At 37.5% G+C, this 22194-nt stretch carries 20 protein-coding genes and 2 pseudogenes; 7 read left to right on the forward strand and 15 right to left on the reverse strand.

Going from position 1 to position 22194, the window contains the following annotated elements; all coding sequences use genetic code 11:
* Positions 1–4: 4 nt before the first annotated feature.
* Both H6G57_RS16035 and H6G57_RS16040 read right to left on the reverse strand, forming a co-directional pair.
* Positions 5–1186 (reverse strand): AAA family ATPase, encoded by a 1182-nt coding sequence (locus tag H6G57_RS16035; protein WP_190520230.1) that lies wholly within the window; start codon positions 1184–1186, stop codon positions 5–7.
* 142 nt (positions 1187–1328) lie between these two features.
* On the reverse strand, positions 1329–2195 hold the full coding sequence (locus H6G57_RS16040; RefSeq protein WP_190520232.1) for a DUF4231 domain-containing protein: 867 nt from the start codon (positions 2193–2195) through the stop codon (positions 1329–1331).
* A gap of 258 nt (positions 2196–2453) precedes the next feature.
* On the opposite strand from H6G57_RS16040, the gene H6G57_RS16045 reads away from it, so the two are divergent.
* On the forward strand, positions 2454–3542 hold the full coding sequence (locus H6G57_RS16045; RefSeq protein ID WP_190520234.1) for a DNA polymerase beta superfamily protein: 1089 nt from the start codon (positions 2454–2456) through the stop codon (positions 3540–3542).
* 118 nt (positions 3543–3660) lie between these two features.
* Here H6G57_RS16045 and H6G57_RS29765 read toward each other — a convergent pair whose 3' ends face one another.
* The 3 genes and pseudogenes from H6G57_RS29765 to H6G57_RS29775 all read right to left on the reverse strand — a co-directional run.
* Positions 3661–5625, reverse strand: a complete 1965-nt coding sequence (locus H6G57_RS29765) for a Calx-beta domain-containing protein (RefSeq protein WP_375539532.1) — start codon at positions 5623–5625, stop codon at positions 3661–3663.
* A pseudogene (locus H6G57_RS29770) lies at positions 5608–6288 on the reverse strand (choice-of-anchor L domain-containing protein); the annotation flags it as partial. The gene H6G57_RS29765 and the pseudogene H6G57_RS29770, both read right to left, overlap by 18 nt.
* Positions 6289–6297: 9 nt before the next feature.
* Positions 6298–6861 (reverse strand): annotated as a pseudogene (locus H6G57_RS29775) (DUF4347 domain-containing protein); the annotation flags it as partial.
* A 255-nt stretch (positions 6862–7116) separates the two neighbouring features.
* Between H6G57_RS29775 and H6G57_RS16055 the strand changes: the two are divergent.
* From H6G57_RS16055 to H6G57_RS16070, 4 genes are all read left to right on the forward strand, one after another.
* Positions 7117–8841 (forward strand): CTP synthase, encoded by a 1725-nt coding sequence (locus H6G57_RS16055; protein WP_190520239.1) that lies wholly within the window; start codon positions 7117–7119, stop codon positions 8839–8841.
* A gap of 199 nt (positions 8842–9040) precedes the next feature.
* A complete protein-coding gene (locus H6G57_RS16060; protein WP_190520241.1) occupies positions 9041–9460 on the forward strand; it encodes a hypothetical protein in 420 nt (139 codons plus the stop codon).
* A 160-nt stretch (positions 9461–9620) separates the two neighbouring features.
* A complete protein-coding gene (locus tag H6G57_RS16065) occupies positions 9621–11783 on the forward strand; it encodes a serine/threonine-protein kinase (protein WP_190520243.1) in 2163 nt (720 codons plus the stop codon).
* Between the two features lie 172 nt (positions 11784–11955).
* Positions 11956–12564, forward strand: coding sequence for a hypothetical protein (locus H6G57_RS16070; RefSeq protein WP_190520245.1), 609 nt, complete (start codon positions 11956–11958; stop codon positions 12562–12564).
* A gap of 19 nt (positions 12565–12583) precedes the next feature.
* On the opposite strand, the gene H6G57_RS16075 is transcribed toward H6G57_RS16070, so the two are convergent.
* From H6G57_RS16075 to H6G57_RS16120, 10 genes are all read right to left on the reverse strand, one after another.
* Positions 12584–13159 (reverse strand): Uma2 family endonuclease, encoded by a 576-nt coding sequence (locus H6G57_RS16075; protein WP_190520247.1) that lies wholly within the window; start codon positions 13157–13159, stop codon positions 12584–12586.
* Between the two features lie 105 nt (positions 13160–13264).
* Complete coding sequence (locus tag H6G57_RS16080) at positions 13265–13552, reverse strand: type II toxin-antitoxin system RelE/ParE family toxin (protein ID WP_190520249.1); 288 nt, start codon at positions 13550–13552, stop codon at positions 13265–13267.
* The gene (locus H6G57_RS16085) at positions 13549–13815 is read right to left on the reverse strand and encodes a type II toxin-antitoxin system ParD family antitoxin (RefSeq protein WP_190520251.1); all 267 of its coding nucleotides are present in this window, start codon (positions 13813–13815) and stop codon (positions 13549–13551) included. Before H6G57_RS16085 ends, H6G57_RS16080 begins: the two co-directional genes overlap by 4 nt.
* Positions 13816–13945: 130 nt before the next feature.
* Positions 13946–14158 (reverse strand): WD40 repeat domain-containing protein, encoded by a 213-nt coding sequence (locus H6G57_RS16090; protein WP_242048994.1) that lies wholly within the window; start codon positions 14156–14158, stop codon positions 13946–13948.
* Between the two features lie 299 nt (positions 14159–14457).
* Positions 14458–16830, reverse strand: coding sequence for a DNA helicase PcrA (pcrA, locus tag H6G57_RS16095; RefSeq protein WP_190520253.1), 2373 nt, complete (start codon positions 16828–16830; stop codon positions 14458–14460).
* 110 nt (positions 16831–16940) lie between these two features.
* Positions 16941–17576 (reverse strand): transaldolase family protein, encoded by a 636-nt coding sequence (locus H6G57_RS16100; RefSeq protein WP_190520255.1) that lies wholly within the window; start codon positions 17574–17576, stop codon positions 16941–16943.
* A 118-nt stretch (positions 17577–17694) separates the two neighbouring features.
* Complete coding sequence (locus tag H6G57_RS16105; RefSeq protein ID WP_190520256.1) at positions 17695–18351, reverse strand: vancomycin high temperature exclusion protein; 657 nt, start codon at positions 18349–18351, stop codon at positions 17695–17697.
* 51 nt (positions 18352–18402) lie between these two features.
* Positions 18403–18981 carry a bifunctional adenosylcobinamide kinase/adenosylcobinamide-phosphate guanylyltransferase gene (cobU, locus tag H6G57_RS16110; protein ID WP_190520258.1) on the reverse strand — a complete coding sequence of 193 codons (579 nt, stop codon included), beginning with the start codon at positions 18979–18981 and terminating at the stop codon, positions 18403–18405.
* Positions 18982–18985: 4 nt separating this feature from the next.
* Positions 18986–20425, reverse strand: a complete 1440-nt coding sequence (locus H6G57_RS16115) for a DUF5009 domain-containing protein (RefSeq protein ID WP_190520260.1) — start codon at positions 20423–20425, stop codon at positions 18986–18988.
* A 129-nt stretch (positions 20426–20554) separates the two neighbouring features.
* Complete coding sequence (locus tag H6G57_RS16120) at positions 20555–20944, reverse strand: hypothetical protein (RefSeq protein ID WP_190520262.1); 390 nt, start codon at positions 20942–20944, stop codon at positions 20555–20557.
* A gap of 192 nt (positions 20945–21136) precedes the next feature.
* On the opposite strand from H6G57_RS16120, the gene H6G57_RS16125 reads away from it, so the two are divergent.
* Both H6G57_RS16125 and H6G57_RS16130 read left to right on the forward strand, forming a co-directional pair.
* Positions 21137–21928, forward strand: a complete 792-nt coding sequence (locus H6G57_RS16125; protein ID WP_190520264.1) for a pentapeptide repeat-containing protein — start codon at positions 21137–21139, stop codon at positions 21926–21928.
* Positions 21929–22036: 108 nt separating this feature from the next.
* Positions 22037–22180 (forward strand): hypothetical protein, encoded by a 144-nt coding sequence (locus H6G57_RS16130; protein ID WP_190520266.1) that lies wholly within the window; start codon positions 22037–22039, stop codon positions 22178–22180.
* Positions 22181–22194: the final 14 nt, after the last annotated feature.

A 22194-nucleotide genomic window follows, 5' to 3' on the forward strand; every position in this document is an offset into this window, starting at 1 on the left:
TGAATTATTGTTTTTGAATATCATATAAAAGTTGACTATGAAAAATTGCACTTCCAACTCCAAACTCTTGCATCCACTCTAAAAAACTTTCACGCTTCTGACTAAGTTCATCAATTGGATAAGCGACAGTCCCCTTGTTATCTTTTTTGGTTAACAGGATTAAAGATACATCTGAATTAATTTCATCAGCCGTAAAATAATCCAATAATTGAGAACTGTGAGTTGTAATCACAACCTGGGTTTTTTGAGAAAGTTGTTTAATAATAGAGGCAATATCTGACAAAAGACCGGGATGAAAACTTCTTTCTGGTTCTTCAATTCCAATTAAGGGAGGTAATTCATCATCAATTAGCAAAATTAAATAGGCAATTAATCTTAAGGTTCCATCTGCCATACTCGATAAAGGAACTTGAACACCGTCTCCTTCCAAGACTTGAATAAACTTATCTCCATCTGAATCAGACTCAACTTCAAACTCCATATTAACCATATCTTGAAGTTTCTCATTAATCTCTTGAAATTTATTTTTATTTTTTTCTGCCCAGTATAATAAAATTTCTTGTACTTCACCACCTTTTTGATCTAGTTTTGGTGTTTCAGAAACTAAACTACTACTTGCTTGAATGTGTCTAATTATTGTTATTCCTTTACATCCAATTATCTCAGGATCTAAATTATAAAATTCCCAATGTTTAATAAAGTCTGATACTTCCGATGTAAAAGGCTTATATCCAAAATCACCAGCCGTATTCAAGGCTAAGTTACCTGATTTAGAATTATAAGAGACAGGTGCTTTTCCATCCTCATCTTGAACATTTCCTTCCCCTTTTACAATATCAATAACTTCTATCTTATCTACTTTTAATTTTTCACGAGAAAAACTAGGCTTCTCTGTTTCTGAATTAGCTGAAATTGATAATTCATAATCAGCTTTTGTATTTTCATCTTCAATCTTAATTTGATAAATTAACTCATCATTCATTACTCTAAATCTTTTTTTAATAAACTCTGGTGGTGGGGGCGAACCATTATAAACCATTTTACTCAGGAGTTCTAATGCTCCTATAATATTCGATTTTCCCGTAGAGTTAGCACCAACAATAATCGTTAAGTCTCTAAATGTTAATGAGACATCTCCTAAGCTCTTATAGTTTTTAATATTGGCTGATTTTAAGTTAAGAACCATAGATTCAGTATAAATTTAACTTTAGTCTTAATATATAAGATACTCTTTTTTGTTCATATTGTCAATTCAGGATAACAAATTGCTGTCATCAAAAAACCCGCCTAAGCGGGTTGATTTACTGGGATTAAACAAGAAACGTAAATTAGGCTTTAGTTGGGGGAGTTACTTCTATAGTAGGAGTTGAATCCGGGGGTTGTTCTTGTTTTTTCTCACTGGCAGATTGAACTTGTTTCAAATGAATCGTATTCACCTGAACAATAAAGTTTTCAATTGCTCTTTGAGCTTTTTTAGAGAGTTGAGCATCTTCCATCGCATCATATTGATAGAGGGTACTCACTCCTAAGATAAATTTCTCCTGTTCCGCTTCTAATAATTCCACAGCAGTATTCGCCGCTACCCAATTTTCTTGAAAGGGAAAAGAGGTGACAATACTCGCAACAATAGCTGCAATTGCTGGACAAATTACAGGCAACCATTTTAACCAAGATACCCCAGCTTCTAGTTTATCCACTAACACTAAAATAGGGGTGACACCCGATAAAACAATCGTGGCAGTTTGTGAAACATAGTAAATACTGCGGCAGTCTCTTCGGGTCTTTTTATAGTCATCAATTAACTCCTGAGCATATTCTAATGCTTGGATTCTCGCGGCGGTAATCACCGAGTTATCCATAGGATTATTTTCACCTATTAAATTACTGCTTAAAATCGTATACAGTGCAGCATTTTTCTTCATTTTGGAGAGTTTGTCTGCCTGTTGATAGTTCTGAAAAACTTGTCGGTTAATTAAGAACAAACAAATCCAGGTTGCTGCTAAAATAATTTCATAGATTTTAGCGACTTGCAACTCAGAAACAAAAATGTTAATGAAAGCTGCACCTACAAAACCCGCTAAGGAAAAATACTCAACAATTTTTAGCAACAGTAGCAGGGTGGAGTTGGGTGAACTGGAAGAATCCTCAAGGGTACTGATCATCGACGCTGGGTTCGTCTCTGCACTATTAGTCATGGCTTAAAGGCTAACGGAATAAACAAAACAATTTTAATTTATATCATACACCCTCTGGAAGGGTAAAATTTTTAAATTATCTCAGAAATGAGAATACTGTTTCAGCAGTCGAAACCTGATCAAAAGCTCTATAGTTAGTTAAATTTTATGGGTTCTTGACAATTGGGTGTTAATATACTACACTTATATTACGAAATAAAATCACTGGAGGGAAATTGGTGGAAATCTTGCCTATCAATTCTTGATTACAAACCTATTATGAACCGTTTAGAGATTGAAAACCGTACTATTTTACTCGCCTTAACAGGTTCCAGAGGCTATGGACTGGCAACAACCACCTCAGATTATGATTATCGTGGGGTTTTTATTGCTACAAAGCCCTATTATTTAGGATTTAGCTTAATTGAACAAAAAGATACAGGATGGACAGATGAACCAACCGATAAATTCTCTTTTTTGTCAAAAGATACCTGTTTGTATGAATTAAAAAAGTTTCTGAAATTATCAGTAGATAATAACCCTAATATTTTAGAATTATTCTGGTTTAAAGACTATGTATATCTAACAGAAATTGGGGAAAAGCTGAGACAGAATCGCCAGATTTTCTTGTCTAAAAAAGTAAAACAAACCTATTCTGGCTATGGCTATGCTCAAATTAAAAAGTTAGAATCCCATCGCCATTGGTTGTTGAATCCTCCCACTCATAAACCGACTGCGGCAGAATTTGGCTTAGTCGATACACCGCCGTTAACGGTTAGTCAAATGAATAGTTTTTTAGAATATTTGTATGGGTTAGTGCGCGATCGCATTGAATTTTTAGAACCCGCCAAAGAACTGTATCAGTTGTTAACGGCTGATATTGATTTTAAAGGAATTTTAAAACAATATCCCTTACCCGAAGAAACCTTAGAAACAACCCAAAAATTAGCCAATTCTTCTCAAGATTATATTCAATTGTTGCAAAAAAGTCAACAATATCAACGCGCTTGTCGAGAATATAAACATTATCAAGATTGGCAAAAAAATCGCAATCCTGAACGAGCTAAAATGGAAGCTAAAGTTGGATATGATTGTAAATTTGCGATGCAAGCCATTCGCTTATTAAAAACAGGAATTGAGATTTTACAAACTCAATCTTTAATCGTTGATCGTCGAGAAGCGGGAGATGCAGAGGAATTATTAGCCATTAAAAAAGGGAAATACAGCTATGATGAAGTCATGGTTATGGCTAAAAGTTTGTATCAAAAATTGGATGAAGCCGAGGAAAATTCCACGTTACCCAAACAAGTCAACGGGGAAACTGTGAATCAACTTTGTATTGAATTAGTTTCTCAGCAGGGATTTTAAAAGGGTGTGTTGACTGTAGCAATTCGGTACAGGAATCTCCCCCAAGAGCTATAGCACTACTTGAAGAGGGAACACCGAAGAGTAAGAAGTGAAAGGGTTTGCTGGATTTAGAAATGTCCTAACTATAATGCGTAGCGCTATATATGCTTTGATTAATATTAGAAATTCCGGTTAATATGGCTAAGGTTTGACCTTGATTTTGAACCTGTAATGCACCATTATTAATCGTGAAATTCAATTGTTCAAAGGTTAATCCGTCTGCGAGCACTAAAACATCTTGACCTTGTGTAAAATCCGTAATCAGTTGTTGACCCTGAACCTCAATTAAAAACAAATCGTTTCCTTGACCCCCTGTTAAAGTATTATTGCCATTTCCTCCTCCTAAAATATCATCCCCATTTTCCCCAAAAATGCGATCATTTCCTTCCCCTCCCATTAATGTATCCTGATCAGAACCGCCATGCAGGGTATCATTTCCCGCTTCTCCATGAATAATATCCTGTCCTTCATTTCCACTCAGAAAATCATCCCCATTTCCCCCACATAATTCGTCGTTATCCTCGCCATTCGTAACGGTGGTTTTCGTTGCAGTTCCGCCATAAATGGTGTCGTTTCCCTCTCCTCCACACAGGGTATCTTTCCCTAAATCTCCATAAAGTTCATCGGCATCCTCATCCCCAAAAACTTGATCATCTCCTTTCCCCGGATTGAGTTTATCACTTCCAAAACCGCCACTGAGGGTGTCATGATTCCCATTTCCAAATATTAGATCAACCCCCTCTCCTCCAAATAATAAATCCTGTCCGGGGGGGTTCTCAAATTTAGGTTCATTGGTATCGCCAATGACGGTATCATCTCCTAAGTCTCCTATGAGGGTATCATTTCCTAAATCGCCATAAATCAGATCGTTATTTTTCCCCGCAAAAATGGCATCGTCATCTTTACCGCCATAGAGTTTATCTGCACCTTCACTGGCATTAACATAGTCTAATCCTTGATTTCCAAATAGTACATCTGTTTCATTCGGTTTCCCGGTGCTACTCTTAATTCCTTGACCTCCATAAACATTATCATCCCCATTTTTTCCATAGACTTCATCACTTCCTACTCCACCAAATAAGACATTTTTTTTGTCATCTCCTTGTAATTGATCATTGTTATCACTACCATTAATTGTATCTTCTCCAGCATTGGGAATAATATTATTAATTATTGGAGGAGTTAAGCGATTACAACCACACTCAGGATTGAGATTTAAGTTAATATTAGGAATGGGTTCGGGTGTGGGTTCGGGTGTGGGTTCTGGGGTGGGTTCTGGGGTGGGTTCTGGGGTGGGTTCTGGTGTTGGGGAGGGAGAAGAATTTGGATGATTAATCAGTTGAGAAACAACCTGTTGAACCCCGAAGGATGTCGCATTATTGAGACTAGATAAATCAACAATAATGCTTTCATTTTCTTCCAGTAAATTATCATTAATGGTGCTTAAGGTTATGCTTCCACTGGTTGACCCCGCCGGAATTACAATCACATTTGATGAGACGGTATAATCAACATTTTTTTGGGCAGTTCCGAGAAATCCTAAATGAATACTAACATCTTGATTTGTAACTGAAGATAAGACTGCTGATACCGTTAAAGTTTCGTTTTCTGTTAAAGACTGTGGGCTAATACCGAGATTAACGAAAGGTAAAATAGTATTCGGTTGAACAATATCTAAAACTGCCGTAGATTGAGAACCTAATGCTATGCCATTACTGGGATTTGCTAAGGCTAAATTAACGGTTTCTGTGGGTTCACTACTATCATCTAAATTAATCGGGATTTTGACAATAGCGGTGGTTTGATTGGCAGCAAAATTAACAGAAATGGGAGTATTATTATAGTCAATTCCTGTCGTTAGGGTTGCCCCTCCGGTGGCAGTTCCATCACTTAAAATTACATCAACGCTGGCGGGTTGGGTTGCATCTCCACTGCGGTTAATCGTAATTTCTGAACTGATTAAACTGCCATCTTCATTAATTTGATAGGTGGGTTGAGAGAAACTAACAGATGGCGTTGTATCTGTAGGTAAAGCCGTTCCCAATGCACCACTTTTGAGAAAAACAGCCGAATCTAATGAGCCATCAGAGACATCTTGAATTTGAATCGTTAAGGTATTTTGACTGTTAGGAATAATATCCCCTGAAAAGGTTAAAACTTGGGTATAACCATCTAATTTAGTTAGGGTATTAGGGCTACTAGGATTGTCGATATAATCAGGATGAAAAACACTAGCGTCCTCTCCATTGGGAACTAAATTATTAATTGTAACGGTTTGACCATCACTGAGTTTAGCGAAATTATTTCCGTTTAATAACAGTTCAAAGGAATCATTAAAAATGTCTCCTCCATATTCTACAAATTCTTCAGACCCAAAGACATATTGAAAGAATAATTGTTTGGCTGTGTTATCCGCATTAAAGGTAATAGTTAAGGTAACTGCATCTCCCGCTACACCAAAGTCTCCCAAATCCGTACTTAAATCGCTACCTAAACTAGAGATAGTATTAACACCCGGAATTTCTACCGTATTTCCGGTACTTAAAATAATTCCAGACTTTAAACCAAAAGGATCATCTTGAAACAAACCAATAGCACTGGGATCTCCTGTAATTTCTAAGGAAAAATTACTTAATCCGCTTGTATTTCCCAGGAGAGTATTGAGTAAATCCTGGGAATTATTATTAACAGTAACTGCAAATGCTAATTGGTGATTATAAGTGGTTAAAATTTGGGGTTTAAAGGCAAGTTCAGCCTTAATAATTCCAGTTTTAAGGGTAAAATCCCAATAGCCTTGACCCAGTTTTTCAGTTGTCGCAGCAATCTGAGTTTGGGTAATTTGACTTAAGGCTTTAACAAAGGCTTTTCCTTGCCAACCTTCAGCCACTTCACAAGCATAAATAAGTAAATCAGCTTGGGGATTTAAAGCCTTTGACCACTGTTGCAACGATTGAATATAATTCGATAAATTCGATAAATTTAAACTGCTATTTCCCAGATAAAGTTCACCCGGACTACCATGACAAACTAAATGAATCGCTTCTAACTTTTTAAACTCGCTCAAATGTTCAGTAATTTGAAGAATGCCATCCATTTCATCCTTCAACAACACCGGGTAGATTCCCGGTTTTATTCCTGATAGTAAATCTTGATAATTGGTAACGCTCGAATCAATAAATAAAATTTCAGTAACCGCTTCAGAACTTGGGGAAAAGTTCAATGAATTACGGGTAGTGATGAAATCTAACCCAAAATGGAGCAAGGAGGTAAAAACAGTCATAGTAGATCGGATTATATGATGAAAGCGATTCAAGGGGTCAATCAAATCTGGCTTAATCCTATTAAGTTCCCTGGGGTTAGTAATGAGGTAGAATAATTCAGTATAGCGTTTTTTGCCCCAATGTAAACGCTTTAATTGAGTTGGAGTTGATATTAACTAAAGGCATAGGAACCTACGGAATTGTGAGTTAATCTCAATTTCTGGAAGCGCTTATGGCACAATTGATAGAGTATTAGAGACGTTCAGGTAATTTTTATGACTAAGTTTGTTTTTATAACGGGTGGAGTGGTATCCAGTATTGGCAAAGGAATTGTTGCTGCAAGTTTAGGACGCCTGCTCAAGTCCCGGAACTATTCTGTCTCTATTCTTAAGCTTGATCCTTATATTAATGTTGACCCTGGAACCATGAGTCCCTTCCAGCATGGTGAAGTTTTCGTCACTGAGGATGGGGCGGAAACCGATTTAGACCTGGGACACTATGAACGCTTCACCGATACCTCCATGTCCCGTCTTAATAGTGTCACGGCTGGCGGAATTTATCAAGCTGTGATTAATAAAGAACGTCGGGGAGATTATCAAGGCGGAACTGTTCAAGTCATTCCTCATATTACTAATGAATGTAAAGAACGCATTCATCGAGTCGCAAAAAATACGAATCCAGATGTTGTGATTACCGAGGTAGGAGGAACCGTTGGTGATATTGAATCCTTACCTTTTTTAGAAGCAATTCGTCAATTTCGTAAAGATGTAGGACGCAAAAATGTTATTTATTTACACGTTACTTTAATTCCTTGGATAGGTGCTTCCGGGGAAATGAAAACAAAACCAACCCAACATTCGGTTAAAGAATTACGTTCTATTGGGATTCAACCGGATATTTTAGTGTGTCGTTGCGATCGCCAAATTCCTTTGGGAATTAAAGAAAAAATTGCCGGATTTTGTGATGTCGAAGCTGATTGTGTGATTACCTCCCGTGATGCCAATAGTATCTATGAAGTGCCTTTACTTTTAGAACAAGAAGGACTTGCCGAACAAACCTTAAAGCTGTTACAATTAGAACAACGAGAACCCAATTTAACGGCATGGCAAACTTTAGTTGATCGGCTTTATCATCGGGATCTCAATACAAAATGTCCACTTCCCCATCCTAACATTAAAATTGCCATTGTCGGGAAATATATCCAGTTAACGGATGCCTATTTATCCGTTGTTGAAGCCCTACGTCATGCAGCCGTTCAAGTGGGTGCAGAATTAAGTTTAGAATGGATTAACTCAGAAGATATTGAAGGCAATAGCCCTGAAAATTACCTCAAAAATGTGCAAGGAATTGTCGTTCCTGGAGGATTTGGGCAACGGGGAACTGATGGGAAAATAGCAGCCATTGAATATGCACGGGAACAAAAAATACCCTTCCTGGGATTATGTTTAGGAATGCAATGTTCGGTGATAGAATGGGCGCGTCATCAAGCTAGACTTGAACGAGCCCATAGCTCTGAATTTGACCCAGAAACCCCTAATCCTGTGATTCATTTATTACCCGAACAGCAAGACGTTGTAGACTTAGGGGGAACCATGCGTTTAGGGTTATATCCCTGCCGTTTACAACCGGATACTTTAGCGTTTAAACTGTATCAGAAGGAAGTTGTTTATGAGCGCCATCGTCATCGTTATGAATTTAATAATGCCTACCGAACATTATTCTTAGAATCTGGCTATACGATTAGTGGGACTTCCCCCGATGGTCGTTTAGTAGAAATTATTGAATTTCCCAATCATCCTTTCTTTGTTGCGACCCAATTTCACCCCGAATTTCAGTCTCGACCCAATAGCCCTCACCCCCTATTTCAAGGATTTGTGGAAGCAACAACCCACTTATTAAAAAAAACCCAAACCTTAACAACTCAACCCAGCAACGGGCAATTAAACCCAACCGAATTACAGTCTCCTTCCGTGCTTAATTCTCCGGCGGAAGTATCCTAAAATTATCAATGCAGTTCGGGAAAAATACTAGGGGCATCTATTTCTAATCTGAAGGAAAATTTTCAACTCACCCGATCATCCTGATTTTATAACCGGGAAAAAGGGGTGAGTGATGATTTTCCTAGAAGTCTATTATCGGATTTATTGAGTAGGAAACGAGTTGAGTCCCGGCAAGGATTCACAGGTCTGAGGAGGTCTTGTGGCTTACTGGATCAAAATGAATTATGAGCGAGAAACATATCTAATTGATCTGGATAGTATTAGTGCGTTTGCATCTGGATTTAACAAACGAATTACATTTTGGTTGCCAGATAATGGCAAACCTATTATTATTAACAATAGCAATAATCCTAAAACTTATGAAGATATTTTAGCTTATATTCAAAGGATTACTATCCATCCCATCGGCAACTATTGGGTTAAAATTGTTTATGATCGGCATGAATATATTATTGATTTGAATCGTTTGAGTACCTTTGTATTTGATTCCAGTCAACGCATTATGTTTTGGCTTCCTGATGGCAAAGAATCCATTATTATTAATCCTCAAACTAATTCCGAAGCTTATTCTAAAGTCCTAGATTTTATTCATCAAAAAACAGGATATTCTGTGCCGTAGAGACGCGCCATACCGTAGATTTAGTAGAGACGCGCCATGGCGCGTCTCTACAACTGTAATGGGTAATGCTATATTTTCTGTTCCCGATTCCCTCTTTCCTGTTATAAGATAAACCCAGGCGGAACTTAACGTTAAATATCGTCAATCATTATCTAGGAATATGCAGGGAACCACATTGGGCGGACGGTATCGGATTGTGCAATCATTAGGGGGTGGAGGATTTGCCCATACCTATATTGCTGAAGATCTGCAACTTCCAGATGGTCATCAATGTGTGGTCAAACAACTCAAACCCCAGGCAACGAACCCAACAACTCTACAAATTGCTCGACGTTTATTTGAAACCGAAGCTCAAGTTTTATATCGTTTAGGACATCACGAACAGATTCCCCGATTATTTGCTTTTTTTGAAGAAGATCAAGAATTTTATCTCGTTCAAGAATTTATTGAAGGACATGATTTAAGTCAAGAATTAACCCCAAATTTTCCACTAATTCAAACTCAACCGCCTCACGCTCCTTCAATTCATTCTAGTACAACTCAAGTTTTAGCCAATCTTCCCAAAGGACGATTCAACGAAGCCGAAACCATTATTCTATTGCAAGATATTTTAACAATATTAGATTTTGTTCATCAACAAAATGTCATTCATCGAGATATTAGTCCTAAAAATATCATCCGCCGTAAAATTGATGATCAATTAGTATTAATTGATTTTGGGGCTGTTAAACAAATTACCACCCAAATATTAAACTCTCCCGATCAAAGTTTGGTGAGTGTTGGCATTGGTACCCCCGGTTATATGCCGAGTGAACAAGCGAGGGGAAATCCTAAACCCAGTAGTGATGTTTATGCAGTGGGAATGATTGGCATTCAAGCCTTAACTGGAATTGCCCCCCATCAATTACCAACTCATCCTGATACAGAAGAAATTATTTGGCAAAATCAAGTCACTGTCACTCCAGAATTTGCTGAAGTTTTAAATAAAATGGTGCGCTACGATTTTCGAGAACGATATTTTTCTGCAACAGAAGCTTTAAATGCGATTAAAAGCTTAAATCAATCTCCAGTAGGTACAATTCCCGCCCTTAAATCGTGGCTTAAACCTTTAAAAATTCAACCTTCAAAGCCTAAATTTTATCTCACATTTTTATCAATATTAGGGTTAATAGGATTGACAACTGTAACCGGGATTTATTTATGGTATTCTCTCAAATCTTATAATGCAACCGATCTCTATAATCAAGGAAACACTTTATATCAATTAAATCGGTATCAAGATGCCTTAAAACGGTATGATCAAGCCCTGAATTTAAAACCCGATTATCGAGAAGCTTGGAAAGAAAAAGGTAAAATCTTATATCAATTAGAACAATATCCTCAAGCTCAAGAAGCTTATGATAAGGCGATTCAAGTTGACCCTAATTATACAGAAGCTTGGATTGGTCGGGGAAAAGTTCTCAATGCGTTACAAAACTATTCTGATGCTTTAACCAGTTTTGAACAAGCCCTTAAACAAAATCCAGAGGCGATAGAAGCTTGGCTTGGAAAAGGAGACGTTTTACTGAATTTTAAACGGTATGAAGAAGCCATTCAATCCTATCAAGAAGTGATAGATCGAGTTCCTTCTTCCTTTGAAGCCTTCTATAAAACGGGAAGAGCTTATCATTATTTAGAAGATTATGAACAAGCGGTTAAGGCTTATAATCAAGCTGTTAAAATTAAAATTAATGAGCCGAATGCCTGGTATCATTTGGGGAATGTTTTAATGCAATTGAAACGTTATGGCGACGCGACGGAATCCTACGATAAAGCCATTCGTTTTAATCCTAATTTTTATCAAGCTTGGTATAGTCGAGGGAATGGCTTAGGAAAGGAAGGGAAAGAAAAAGAAGCCGTTGAATCCTTTCGACAGGCGGTTAAAATTCAACCCACTTATTATCAAGCTTGGTATAGTTTGGGATGGTCATTGCATCAACTGAAACGTTATGAAGAAGCTTTAATGGCTTATGATAAAGCCTTGGAAATTCAAAAAAAGGATTATTTAGTGTGGTATAATCGAGGAAACGCTTTATATAATTTAGGTCGTTATCAAGATGCGATCGCGTCCTATGATGAAGCCATTTATCAACAAATGAATCATGCAGAATCTTGGTACAGTCGGGGGAATGCTTTCGTCAATTTAAAGCAATATCCAGAAGCGATTTCATCCTATGACAAAGCGTTACAATATCATCCTGATTATAAAGCAGCAATACAGGCGAAAGAGCAAGCCGAAAAACAAATTCAAGATGTTAATATGAATCTGAATTCAACTTTTTGAGTAGCTGATCATAGTCAGAATGGGAGCCAATCTAAAACCAGATGATTGTATCCGAATTTTTCATAACTCCTACGGCACGCCACCCGACTCCCGCCCTAACTGAATATACAGGCTCTGTTGTTCTGACTTCATAGTTCATCTCTAGTTTATTATTCCCTTAAATTGATCAAATATGTCTCTTACCTTAGAACAACAAATTAACTACTGGACTAAATATCGACATTCCCATCCTGATGATGTTAGAGGATATATTCAACGGGGAATGGTTTATTTTAAGTTAGCGAAAATTTCTGAATCGATTCAAGATTTTGATTACGCTGAACAATTAAATCCGATAGTTAAACCTTATCTTTGGCAGCGAGGATTATCTTATTATTATACCGAACAATATCAACTCGGTGCAGAACAATTTGAAATTGATTTAACGGTTAATTCCCAAGATGTTGAGGAAACGGTTTGGCGTTATTTATGTATTGCCCAATTTCAAGGAGTTGAAGTCGCCAAAAATACCCTGCTTCCGGTTAAAAATGATCCCCGTCCTGTCCTCAGAAGCGTTTATGATTTGTTTGCAGGAAATTGTACCCCAGAGGATTTATTAAAAATCGGGCAAAAAGACGGAAAACGCGGAAATTTTTATAGCCATCTTTATTTAGGATTATATCATGAAGCGGAACAAAATATAGAACAAGCTAAAACCTATATTAATCAAGCTGCAACTCAATATCAAATTGATGATTATATGTGGAATTTGGCCGTTGTGCATCAACAGATGAGGTTATAACCCCGATTTCGCAAAAAGTTTACCAAATCAATTGAATATTTAAAATAAATCCAGGTAAAATATCTTCTCCTGATAGCATGATTGGATTTTCTAAAATTTGTTTTTCTGTTTCGGGGCGATAAATTTCGACTTGATGATTTTTCGGATTAATTAACCAACCTAAACGAGTCCCATTATCAATATATTCCTGCATTTTTAATTGTAAGAGTTTTAAAGAATCACTAGGAGAACGCAATTCTATAACAAAATCAGGGGATAAAGGTAAAAATTTAGTTTTTTGTTCGGGTGTCAAAGATTCCCATTTAGCTAACGGTATCCAAGCCGCATCCGGGGAAAAATCGGCTCCATTAGGAAGTGTAAATCCGCCGGATGAGTCAAAAGTTATGCCTAATTGAGTTTGTCGATTCCATAATGCTAACTCTAGGTTAATATCGGAATTACGCTTACTGGTTTCCCCTCCTGTGGGTGGCATAATAATTAAGTCTCCTTTAGCTGTCCGTTCCAATCGTAAGTCTCGGTTAGCAACACAAAGTTGATAGAATTGTTCAGGGGTAATGGGGGTAGTTTCTGAGTTATTTAAAATTAAGGGTGTCATGTTTTTATCTCCTTAATGATGGCGATTAAAACTAAACCGATTAAAGCCTAACATATCCCACGCCTCTAATAATATCAACAGGGTGCAGAACAATTTGAAATCGATTTAACGGTTAATTCCCAAATTGATCGTCTGTCGTGGTAGCAAAACGGGTTTCCCATTTTTGCTCATCCTGCAACTGTGCCAAAAGTAGCCATCTAAAGGTAAACCGCGCAAGTCAGCCAATAAATAATCGTAACTTTTTCCCAAATAAGGAAACTGGGTTAAGTATTTACATTTACGATTAAATTCTTGAAAAAACCGCTCCCCTGCTGTCAGATTTCGTGCTAAAAAATACTCGGAAATTTGGTTCAAGTCTTGACTGGCGGATAGGGATATCCGGTACTGACTCACTGCGCTTCTCCCTTGGCTTGGTGAAAACGCTCCAGAATTTCTAAAACAAAAGTTTCCCCATCCAAGCTTTCGCCATTGTCCAATTCTAAGGCGGCAGATTGTACTTTAGTGCGGGTTTCGGTGAGCCAGTCTTGGTATTCGGTTTGTAATTTTTCGAGCAATTTAAACGCGGCATTCACCACTTCATCAGGATGGCTAAAGTTGCCTTTGGCTAATTGAGCAGCGATAAATCCCTCTTGTTCTTTGTTTAAGGTAATTTGCATCACGTTCTCCAGATGCCTGCTTTCTCGCCATTATAGCTGTCGGGTTGGTGATTCGGATGCAGGGAAAGAAACTCAGTTTCTGCCCTAACCTTTGCCGCCTCACCCCAATCGGGTTAAGCAACCCTGTTTCTCAACCCCTCAACCCCTCCAACCGCAGAAAATGCACCCGCCCCGACCCATCCCCCGCCACCACCGTCACCCCATCAGGAGCGATCGCACAGGAAAGCATCTTAGCTTCCCCGATAAATGCGGTTAACTCTTTCCCCGTCACCAAGTCCCACAGTTTCAGGGTTTTATAAGAACCGGAAACAGCAAATTTGCCATCGGGGGTGATGCAGGGCAATGCTGAGTTTCTGCTGGGCGATCGTTCCCTGTTTCTTCAGCTTTCTCGGGCTTAACTGTGGGGATTCAGAAACTCACTTTCTTTTTGGAGTGCTGACACACACGCTACGCGAACGCACTCCTAGTAAATATTTATACTCCATCAGTCCACCGAACCGCTATAACCGGGCTATAATTAGCTTAAATTACTAAACGAAACCATGAATACAACTCAATTACGCCAAAAAGTTGCCAACCAGTAGTTTTTTCGGGCAGTCTTTTTCAATAATAAATCAAGTGCGCTGAAGCGCAACAACGGGATTATTTAAACCGTTGTAAAGGAACTGTTTTCGGATCAAGAATTTTAGGACTTAAACTCCCAAATTTAATCGCTAAAGACAGTTTATCTTTATTAGAAAAAACGTGCGTTACTTCTCCAATTCCAAAAGTCCGATGAAACACTTTATCCCCCACTTTCCAGTCTTTTACATCGGATTCTAATTGAACATTTTTTGCAGGTTGTTTAACCTCGGTGGGTGATTTGGCTTCTTTTTTAGTGCCCTTACTTTTACTTGTTTTGGGTTGAGAAGGAGGAATATACCCATGAATTAATCCTTCTGGTAATTCTTTTAAAAACATTGAGGGGATACAGGGTTCTAAATGTCCCCATAACCGCCGTTGACACGCATGGGTTAAAAACAATTGTTCTTGAGCGCGAGTAATTCCCACATAACATAAACGCCGTTCTTCTTCGATAGATAAGGGATCATTTAAACTGCGGAAATTAGGGAAAAGTCCCTGTTCTAAACCGACTAAAAACACAATGGGAAATTCTAACCCTTTTGCTGCATGAAGGGTTAATAAGGAAACGGCTTTTTGTCCTTCTTGTAATTTATCTAAATCTGAAGCGAGGGAGGCACTGGATAAAAATCCCTCTAATGTTGTATCCTCATATTCTTCTTGAAATTGTGACACCGCATTCGTCAATTCTTTAATATTTTCTAATCGGTTTTCTGCTTCGTCTGTTCCTTCTTTTTTTAAGTCTTGAATATAACCTGCATCTTCTAATATTCCTTCTAATATTTGCAGTGCGGAATACTCTTCAATTCGTTCTTGCCAATTTTTAATAATTTGGGCAAATTGATTCACAGATTTTGCTGAACGTCCGGCTATTGTATTCACAGAATCTTCATCACTTAGCACTTCCCAGAGGGGAATTCCTAACTGTTGAGACGCATTAACTAACCCATCAATGGTGGTTTTGCCAATTCCTCGACGGGGGACATTAATAATTCTCAGCAAACTGACACTATCGGCGGGGTTCGCAACGACTCTTAAATAGGATAAGGAATCTTTAATTTCTTTGCGGTCATAAAATCTTAATCCCCCGACAACGGTATAAGGGATATTATGTCTTAATAACACATCTTCTAAAGCGCGAGATTGGGCGTTGGTTCGATATAAAATGGCAAATGCACCATAATTTAATTCTGGATTTTGTTGACTAATTCCTTGAATTTGTGATAGAATAAAATTAGCTTCATCGATTTCATCATCTGCCTTATAACAATAAATTGGCTGTCCTTCTCCTCGCGTTGGACGGAGAATTTTATCAATGCGTTCTGTATTTTGTTGAATTAAATGGTTAGCAACTTGAAGAATATTTTCCCGTGAGCGATAATTTTCCTCTAATTTAATCATAGTGCGGGTATCGTCATCGGGTAAGCAATCGCCAAAATCCTGTTGAAATTCTAACAATATTTTATAGTCTGCCATGCGAAAGGAATAAATGGATTGATCCACATCTCCCACCACAAAAATCGAGCGATTTTGCCAATTTTTGAACGTTCTGGGGTTTTCGCCATTGGTGACTAATAATCGAATTAAATTATATTGGGTACGGTTGGTGTCTTGATATTCATCAACTAAAATATGACCAAATTTTTGATGCCAATACGCTAAAACTTGTTCATTTTGACTGAGTAAATCAACGGTCACTCGAATTAAATCATCAAAATCTAAGGCATTATTGGCGGCTAACTGAGATTGATAAGCACTATAAACCTCTGATACCACTCGTCCATAATAATCCGGGTTTTCTCTGGCATATTGTTGAGGAGATAACCCTAAGTTTTTGGCATTACTAATAGAATATCTAATTTTTTTAGGCTCAAATTTTTTATCGTCTAAATTCATTTCTTTTAAAACAATGAATTTAACTAATTTTTGAGCATCATCTTCATCAAATATTGAAAAGTTTTTATCCCACTTTCGCCCACTTTCATCTTGATATTTATTAATATCATATCTCAAGATTCGAGCGCACAAACTATGGAACGTTCCCATCCATAGATGTTTGGTAATACTGCGATAAACCTTTGATTTTAAGCGAGTTTGTTCATCAGCAGCTAAGGCTGAAAACGGTTTTTCAAATTCGATTTCTGCTTGTTGTTGAGCAAAAATAGACTCAACTCGTTCTTTAATTTCTCTGGCGGCTTTATTCGTAAATGTCACCGCTAAAATATTCTCAGGATGAACTCGATAACTGCGGATTAAATTAGCAATACGATAGGTTAACGCCCGTGTTTTACCCGAACCCGCCCCCGCCACCACCAGCATCGGGCCACAAAAATGCTCAACCGCTTGACGTTGGGACGCATTGAGATGACTAAGGAAATCAACAGTTTGAGTCATGGCTAGAAAAACACGGGAATTCAACACTTTCTATTCTATTGTACGATGTCCATCGGGGCGACGTCTTCTCGTCCAAACCTCAAAATAATTTAAGAATTATTCTAACTTCCTCAGTCAATTCCAACCCCATTCTGATTAAATTCTATCACTGTTTTTTCTGATAATTCATGGGTTGTCATGGCGGTTAAAATTTCCAAGGGTAATGTTAAATGATACGCTCCTGCTTGCAACGTTGCGGCGGCTTCTTCGGGAGATTTAATACTGGCTGCTAATATTTTGGTCGGACTTCCATCTAATATATTAGCCATGTTTTTAACTAATGAAATTCCATCCCCTAATAATCGCGTTGCACGATTAACATAAGCGATCGCATATTTTGCCCCAGATTCCATGGCAACAGCGGCTTGAGCAGCACTATAAATCGCAGTAACAGAACAGGGAATTTCTGGAGATAAATGAGCAACCGCTTGAAATCCAATAGTTGTGGCAGGAATCTTTAAAACCGTTTGCTTTCCTAATAGTTCAAAGGCTTTTCTTCCTTCTCTAACCATTCCTTGAAAATCGGAAGCGGTTAATTGATAATAAATTTCTCCCGAAATTAAAATTTTTAACTGAGTTAAGGTTTCTTCGGGAGATAATTCACTTTTTGCCAATAAAGTCGGGTTTGTAGTAATTCCTTTCACCCATCCCCACTCTTTAACAATTTGTGCTTCCGAAATAATTGCAGAATCTAAATATAAAGCCATAATTGTAATTGTATTGACTGTTAACTATTAACCCTTATTAATTACCCGTAATCGCTGATCAGCGTCAGAGTCAATTCACTATCCACTTCTTAACTGATAACTGATAACTGATAACTGATTAAGACATTCCTTCAAATGGCCCTAAAAAAGTCGGTTTAGGACGAATAATATGGAGTTCTAGGATAGCTTTAATTACGGCTAAAACTTCCCGTTGGGTGTAAAATCTCATGGAATCATCCTTGAATTTCCCCCAGTCCGGTGTTCCTAAACCCACTGCTTCTATCCCCAATTGATTACAGGTATAAACCGCACGGGGAAGATGATATTTTTGGGTAATTAAAACGGCTCGTTCTACCCCAAAAATTACTTTAGCACGATAACAACTTTCATAGGTACTAAATCCTGCATAATCTAATTTAATATCTTTACTGGGAACCCCTAAACGTTCTGCATATTGCTGCATTGCTACAACTTCATTATATTCAGGAGTGCCATTATCTCCGGTCATTAATATTTTATGAACTCGCCCTAAACGATATAATTCTACCGCCCCTTCTACTCGATCAGCTAACATCGGTGTGGGGGTTCCATCAGCCCAAACTCCCGCCCCAAATACAATTGCAACGGGTTCATCGGGGACTTTTTCAACTTGAAAATATCGACGATTATTTGTAACCATTTTAATATAAACTGTCAAAAGAAATGGCGTTAATATTGTTCCTAAAACTATTAATAAACAGAGAAAACGCCAGTGCAACACAAACCATTTAGGCATAAAATTGAAGCTGACTGTAGCAGGGACAAAGTTTGACTCAAACATAGGGTATCAGGTTTTTGACGATTCTGAGTTTAAAGGCGAACCCAATTCTGTCAGGTTCAAAACATAACCGCCTGTCACCAGATAAACACGGTTGGCGATCGCCCCTAAATGACGAACTAACGCCCCTAAGCGATCGCGAAAGGTTCGACCAACGGGATAAGCGGGAACAATTCCCCATCCGGTTTCTTCTGCTACTAAAATGACATTTCCTGGGATTTGATGCAAGGTTTGTAATAATTGTTTTTGAGTATTTTCCCAGGTGGTTTCATCTTGATCAAGAAGATTGGCTAACCACGTTCCTAATGAATCTACAAGAATACAATTATTTTGACAGGATATTTTTTGTAATGTTGCAGTTAATTCCATTGGAATTTCTAATAGTTTCCAGTCGGTCGGACGACGTTTTTGATGTTTTTGAATCCGCATTTTCCATTCTTCATCTGTTGGATCATGAGCAGAGGTAGCAATATAAATGACTTGTTTTTGAGACTGTATTGCTAAGGTTTCCGCCCATTCACTTTTTCCTGAACGGGAGGGGCCAGTTACAACAATTAAGTTAGAGGGGTTTAATTCAGAATTCAGCATAAAATTAGGTTTTCCAAAACAATTTTAATCGAGTACATAAACTCACAAATAATGCTATAATTAAAGTATAAGATAATCCTCTTAAAAATCCTAGAACCGGGGTATTTGTTAAGGCTTCAATTTTAGGAATCCAGCCTTGTAATTCTAAAATCGGCCATAACAAGTTGGCAAAGGCTAAATAACCAATCATTGGATTTTTACCCGTATCGATGAATAACTGAAACCAGAGGGCTTGGTGAAAGCTCTCGATGAGAATGGTTAAGATCATTAACAGGAAAATTGCGATCGCCAGTGTTATCAAAAAATAACTCATTGTTGTAGGGTCTTTTTTGATTCCTCCTTGATAGGGTTCAAAAGCTAATCCTAAAATTAATCCATACAGTCCCCATTGATACATTTGATAAAGTAAATCTTCTAGGGGATGGCTAGGATTTTTGAGTAAGGGATAACTAATAATTAATAAAATTACACTAATTCCGGTGGTTTGGGGGAGTAAACGAGATTGTAAACCCATGACTAAATTTAAAATGATTAATAACATTAAAATCACAATTCCCCCTAGACGAAATCGGTTCCAAGTTTTCGGGATATATTCATCCTCAATTTGGGTATAACTGACGATTTCATCCCCAATTATAGTTCCGGGGATAGCAATAAATAAATATTTTAAATATTCAAATTGATATAACCAAGGAATAGGAGAACTAGATAACAAATTGCTCATCCATCCTCCGGCTGATTTTGATAAAATTAAAGCGAATAAAATCCCCAGTAACCCGACTCTAAATTGGGGATGATGGCGCGTGAATAACCAAATAAAAGAGGTAAAAACAACAATATTTGTTAATACCAATAAAATAATATCACTTCGATAGAGAGAAAATTCAGGGAATTTAGAATTATGGGGGTATTGAATTTGAGTTAAAATAGCGATCGCAGCCCCCCAACCGATTAAATTCACCGCTAAATTAATCCATTTAGGAATAACTCTAGGTAACTGAACAAACATTAAAAATAATATTCCAAATCCCATTAACGCAAGTTGCCATTTTTCAGAACTCGGTTCAGGATTAATAACCGTTGGGCGAAAATGTTGTAAAACAATAGCAAAAGTTGCTAATAAAAAGCCCCGTTTTATAATTCCAAAACTAATTTCAAGATTTGTCCATCCTTGAGATAAACGCCGAGATAAGGCGATAGGAATAGCAGTTCCTAATGAAAAAATAAAGATGGGAAAGACTAAATCAACCCAAGTCAGTCCCGCTATTTTTGGATTAAATTGATGAGTTGGTGGCGGAAATTGAGCGTGATACATCCAAGCAGGTAAAGTTCCCTTAAAGGGAATTACACCGGATAATACCATTGCTAAAACTGCAAGTCCTCGCAACGCATCTAACGCATCAACTCGTTTACTCTTTGTAGGAGGAGAGTTGGCTAATTGCATGGGTTAAAATCTGACGTTTTGCTAATTCTAACAGACAAGGGTTAGCTCAGTAATTCGTGAGGTCAGAAAATATCATTGAAAGGGGATAGTGATGAAATTAAAATTAGCTAATCTTATTGATTAATTCCATTAGCCAATACCTCCAGAAACAGCCAAAATAATTGCTGCAATAAAACCGATTACGATAAAAATTAAGGCAATCATAAACAGCCAATATTGCAGCGTATAAAGTTTACGCAGTTGCCCCAAAGCACCCATCAAGTTTTCAATATCATTGCCTTGAGTTTCTACAATTAATTTGAAAGCTTTTGAAGCATTAATTGTCCAAATTCCTGTTACCAATAAAACGACTCCCTGAACTATCCCACCAAATCCTCCTTGCATAATTGCGATGATGCCACTAATAGCCCCCAATATTCCACTGGCTATTAGAAAGTAACTGACAAAGAGCATTTTTTTAGACAAATCCAAAATCAGTTGATTCTGGGATTCATTAAACTCATAGGTTTCGTTGTCCATAATTTACCCTGAAAAAAATATGTTAATTACAGCTTAATTTTACTCCACTTTTTTGAAATGGCAATCATTTAGCCAAAAAATACTTGCCCCTCCTGGGGTTTGTGATAAAATTTGGGCAAATGCTTAACCCATTCCCAAGCCCTAGGCTTTGAACAGGTTGAGCAATAATACTAAAAAAATGGAGTGAGGATGATGAACCTTAAAGTCTTAGCATTGTCTGTTATTCTATCTACACTGGGATTTGCCCCCGTTGTTCAAGCCGAAAATGAATCCGATTTACAACGATTAAGAACGACAAATCGTTGTCCTGAATGTGATTTAAGGGGAGCTAATTTGCAACAGTTTGATTTAAGAGGGGCAGATTTATTTAAAGCGCAATTACAAGGTGCTAATTTAAGAGGCGTTGATTTACGCAGCGCGAATTTGAATCAAGCAAATTTATATTATGCCGATTTAACACAAGCCAATTTAGCCGCTGCTAATTTATTTGATGCGAATTTAAGGAATACTATCTTAGAACGGGCTGATTTAAGAGAAGCGGATTTATCCCAAGCGGATTTAGCTCAAGTCAATTTGATTAAAGCTAATCTAAAAGATGCCAGTTTAGTTAGTGCAAATCTGAGCGAATCCTATCTCAACCAAGCCAATTTAGAAAATGCTGATTTGCGTCAAGCTTTTCTATTTAATAGTGATTTAGAAGCAGCAAATCTCACTAATGCTAATCTTTTAGGAGCAGATTTACGCCGAGCAAATCTGGATAGGGCTGCTTTAGAAAGTGCTAACTTAACGGCTACAATTCTAGCGGATACTAACATTGATCGGGCAGAATTATCTCAAACTATATTAAAAGGATCGGTTTTACAAGGAACGGATTTAGCCCCTGTTGTTTGTGTGGTGAGTAATGTTGTTAATTGTGTGATTTCTCCCGCTTCTGAACAAGCTGAAGATCTATTCTTTCAACCGGAAGTTGAAAACCCCCGTTAGGAATTTAAGATGAGCTACGCCCATCACTTACCTCTATTTAACTTGGGGTTATGATGGGCATAAATCCTCCGACAAAGTTTTAAAGTTTTGTAAAAAGATGTAGGATTTATGAGAATTAATCCTGACCAATGCTTTGATCAATATTCAGGATTTCAGGAAGAGTTAAAATTAAGAATGGATGATTTATTAATAGGATTGCAACAGATTATTGTAGAGACTTGCGCTCATTATCAAGGGTATTTTTATTCTTAATTTTGTAGTTTTCC

Origin of the sequence: Planktothrix sp. FACHB-1365, assembly GCF_014697575.1 — a bacterium.
Classification (GTDB): Bacteria; Cyanobacteriota; Cyanobacteriia; order Cyanobacteriales; family Microcoleaceae; genus Planktothrix.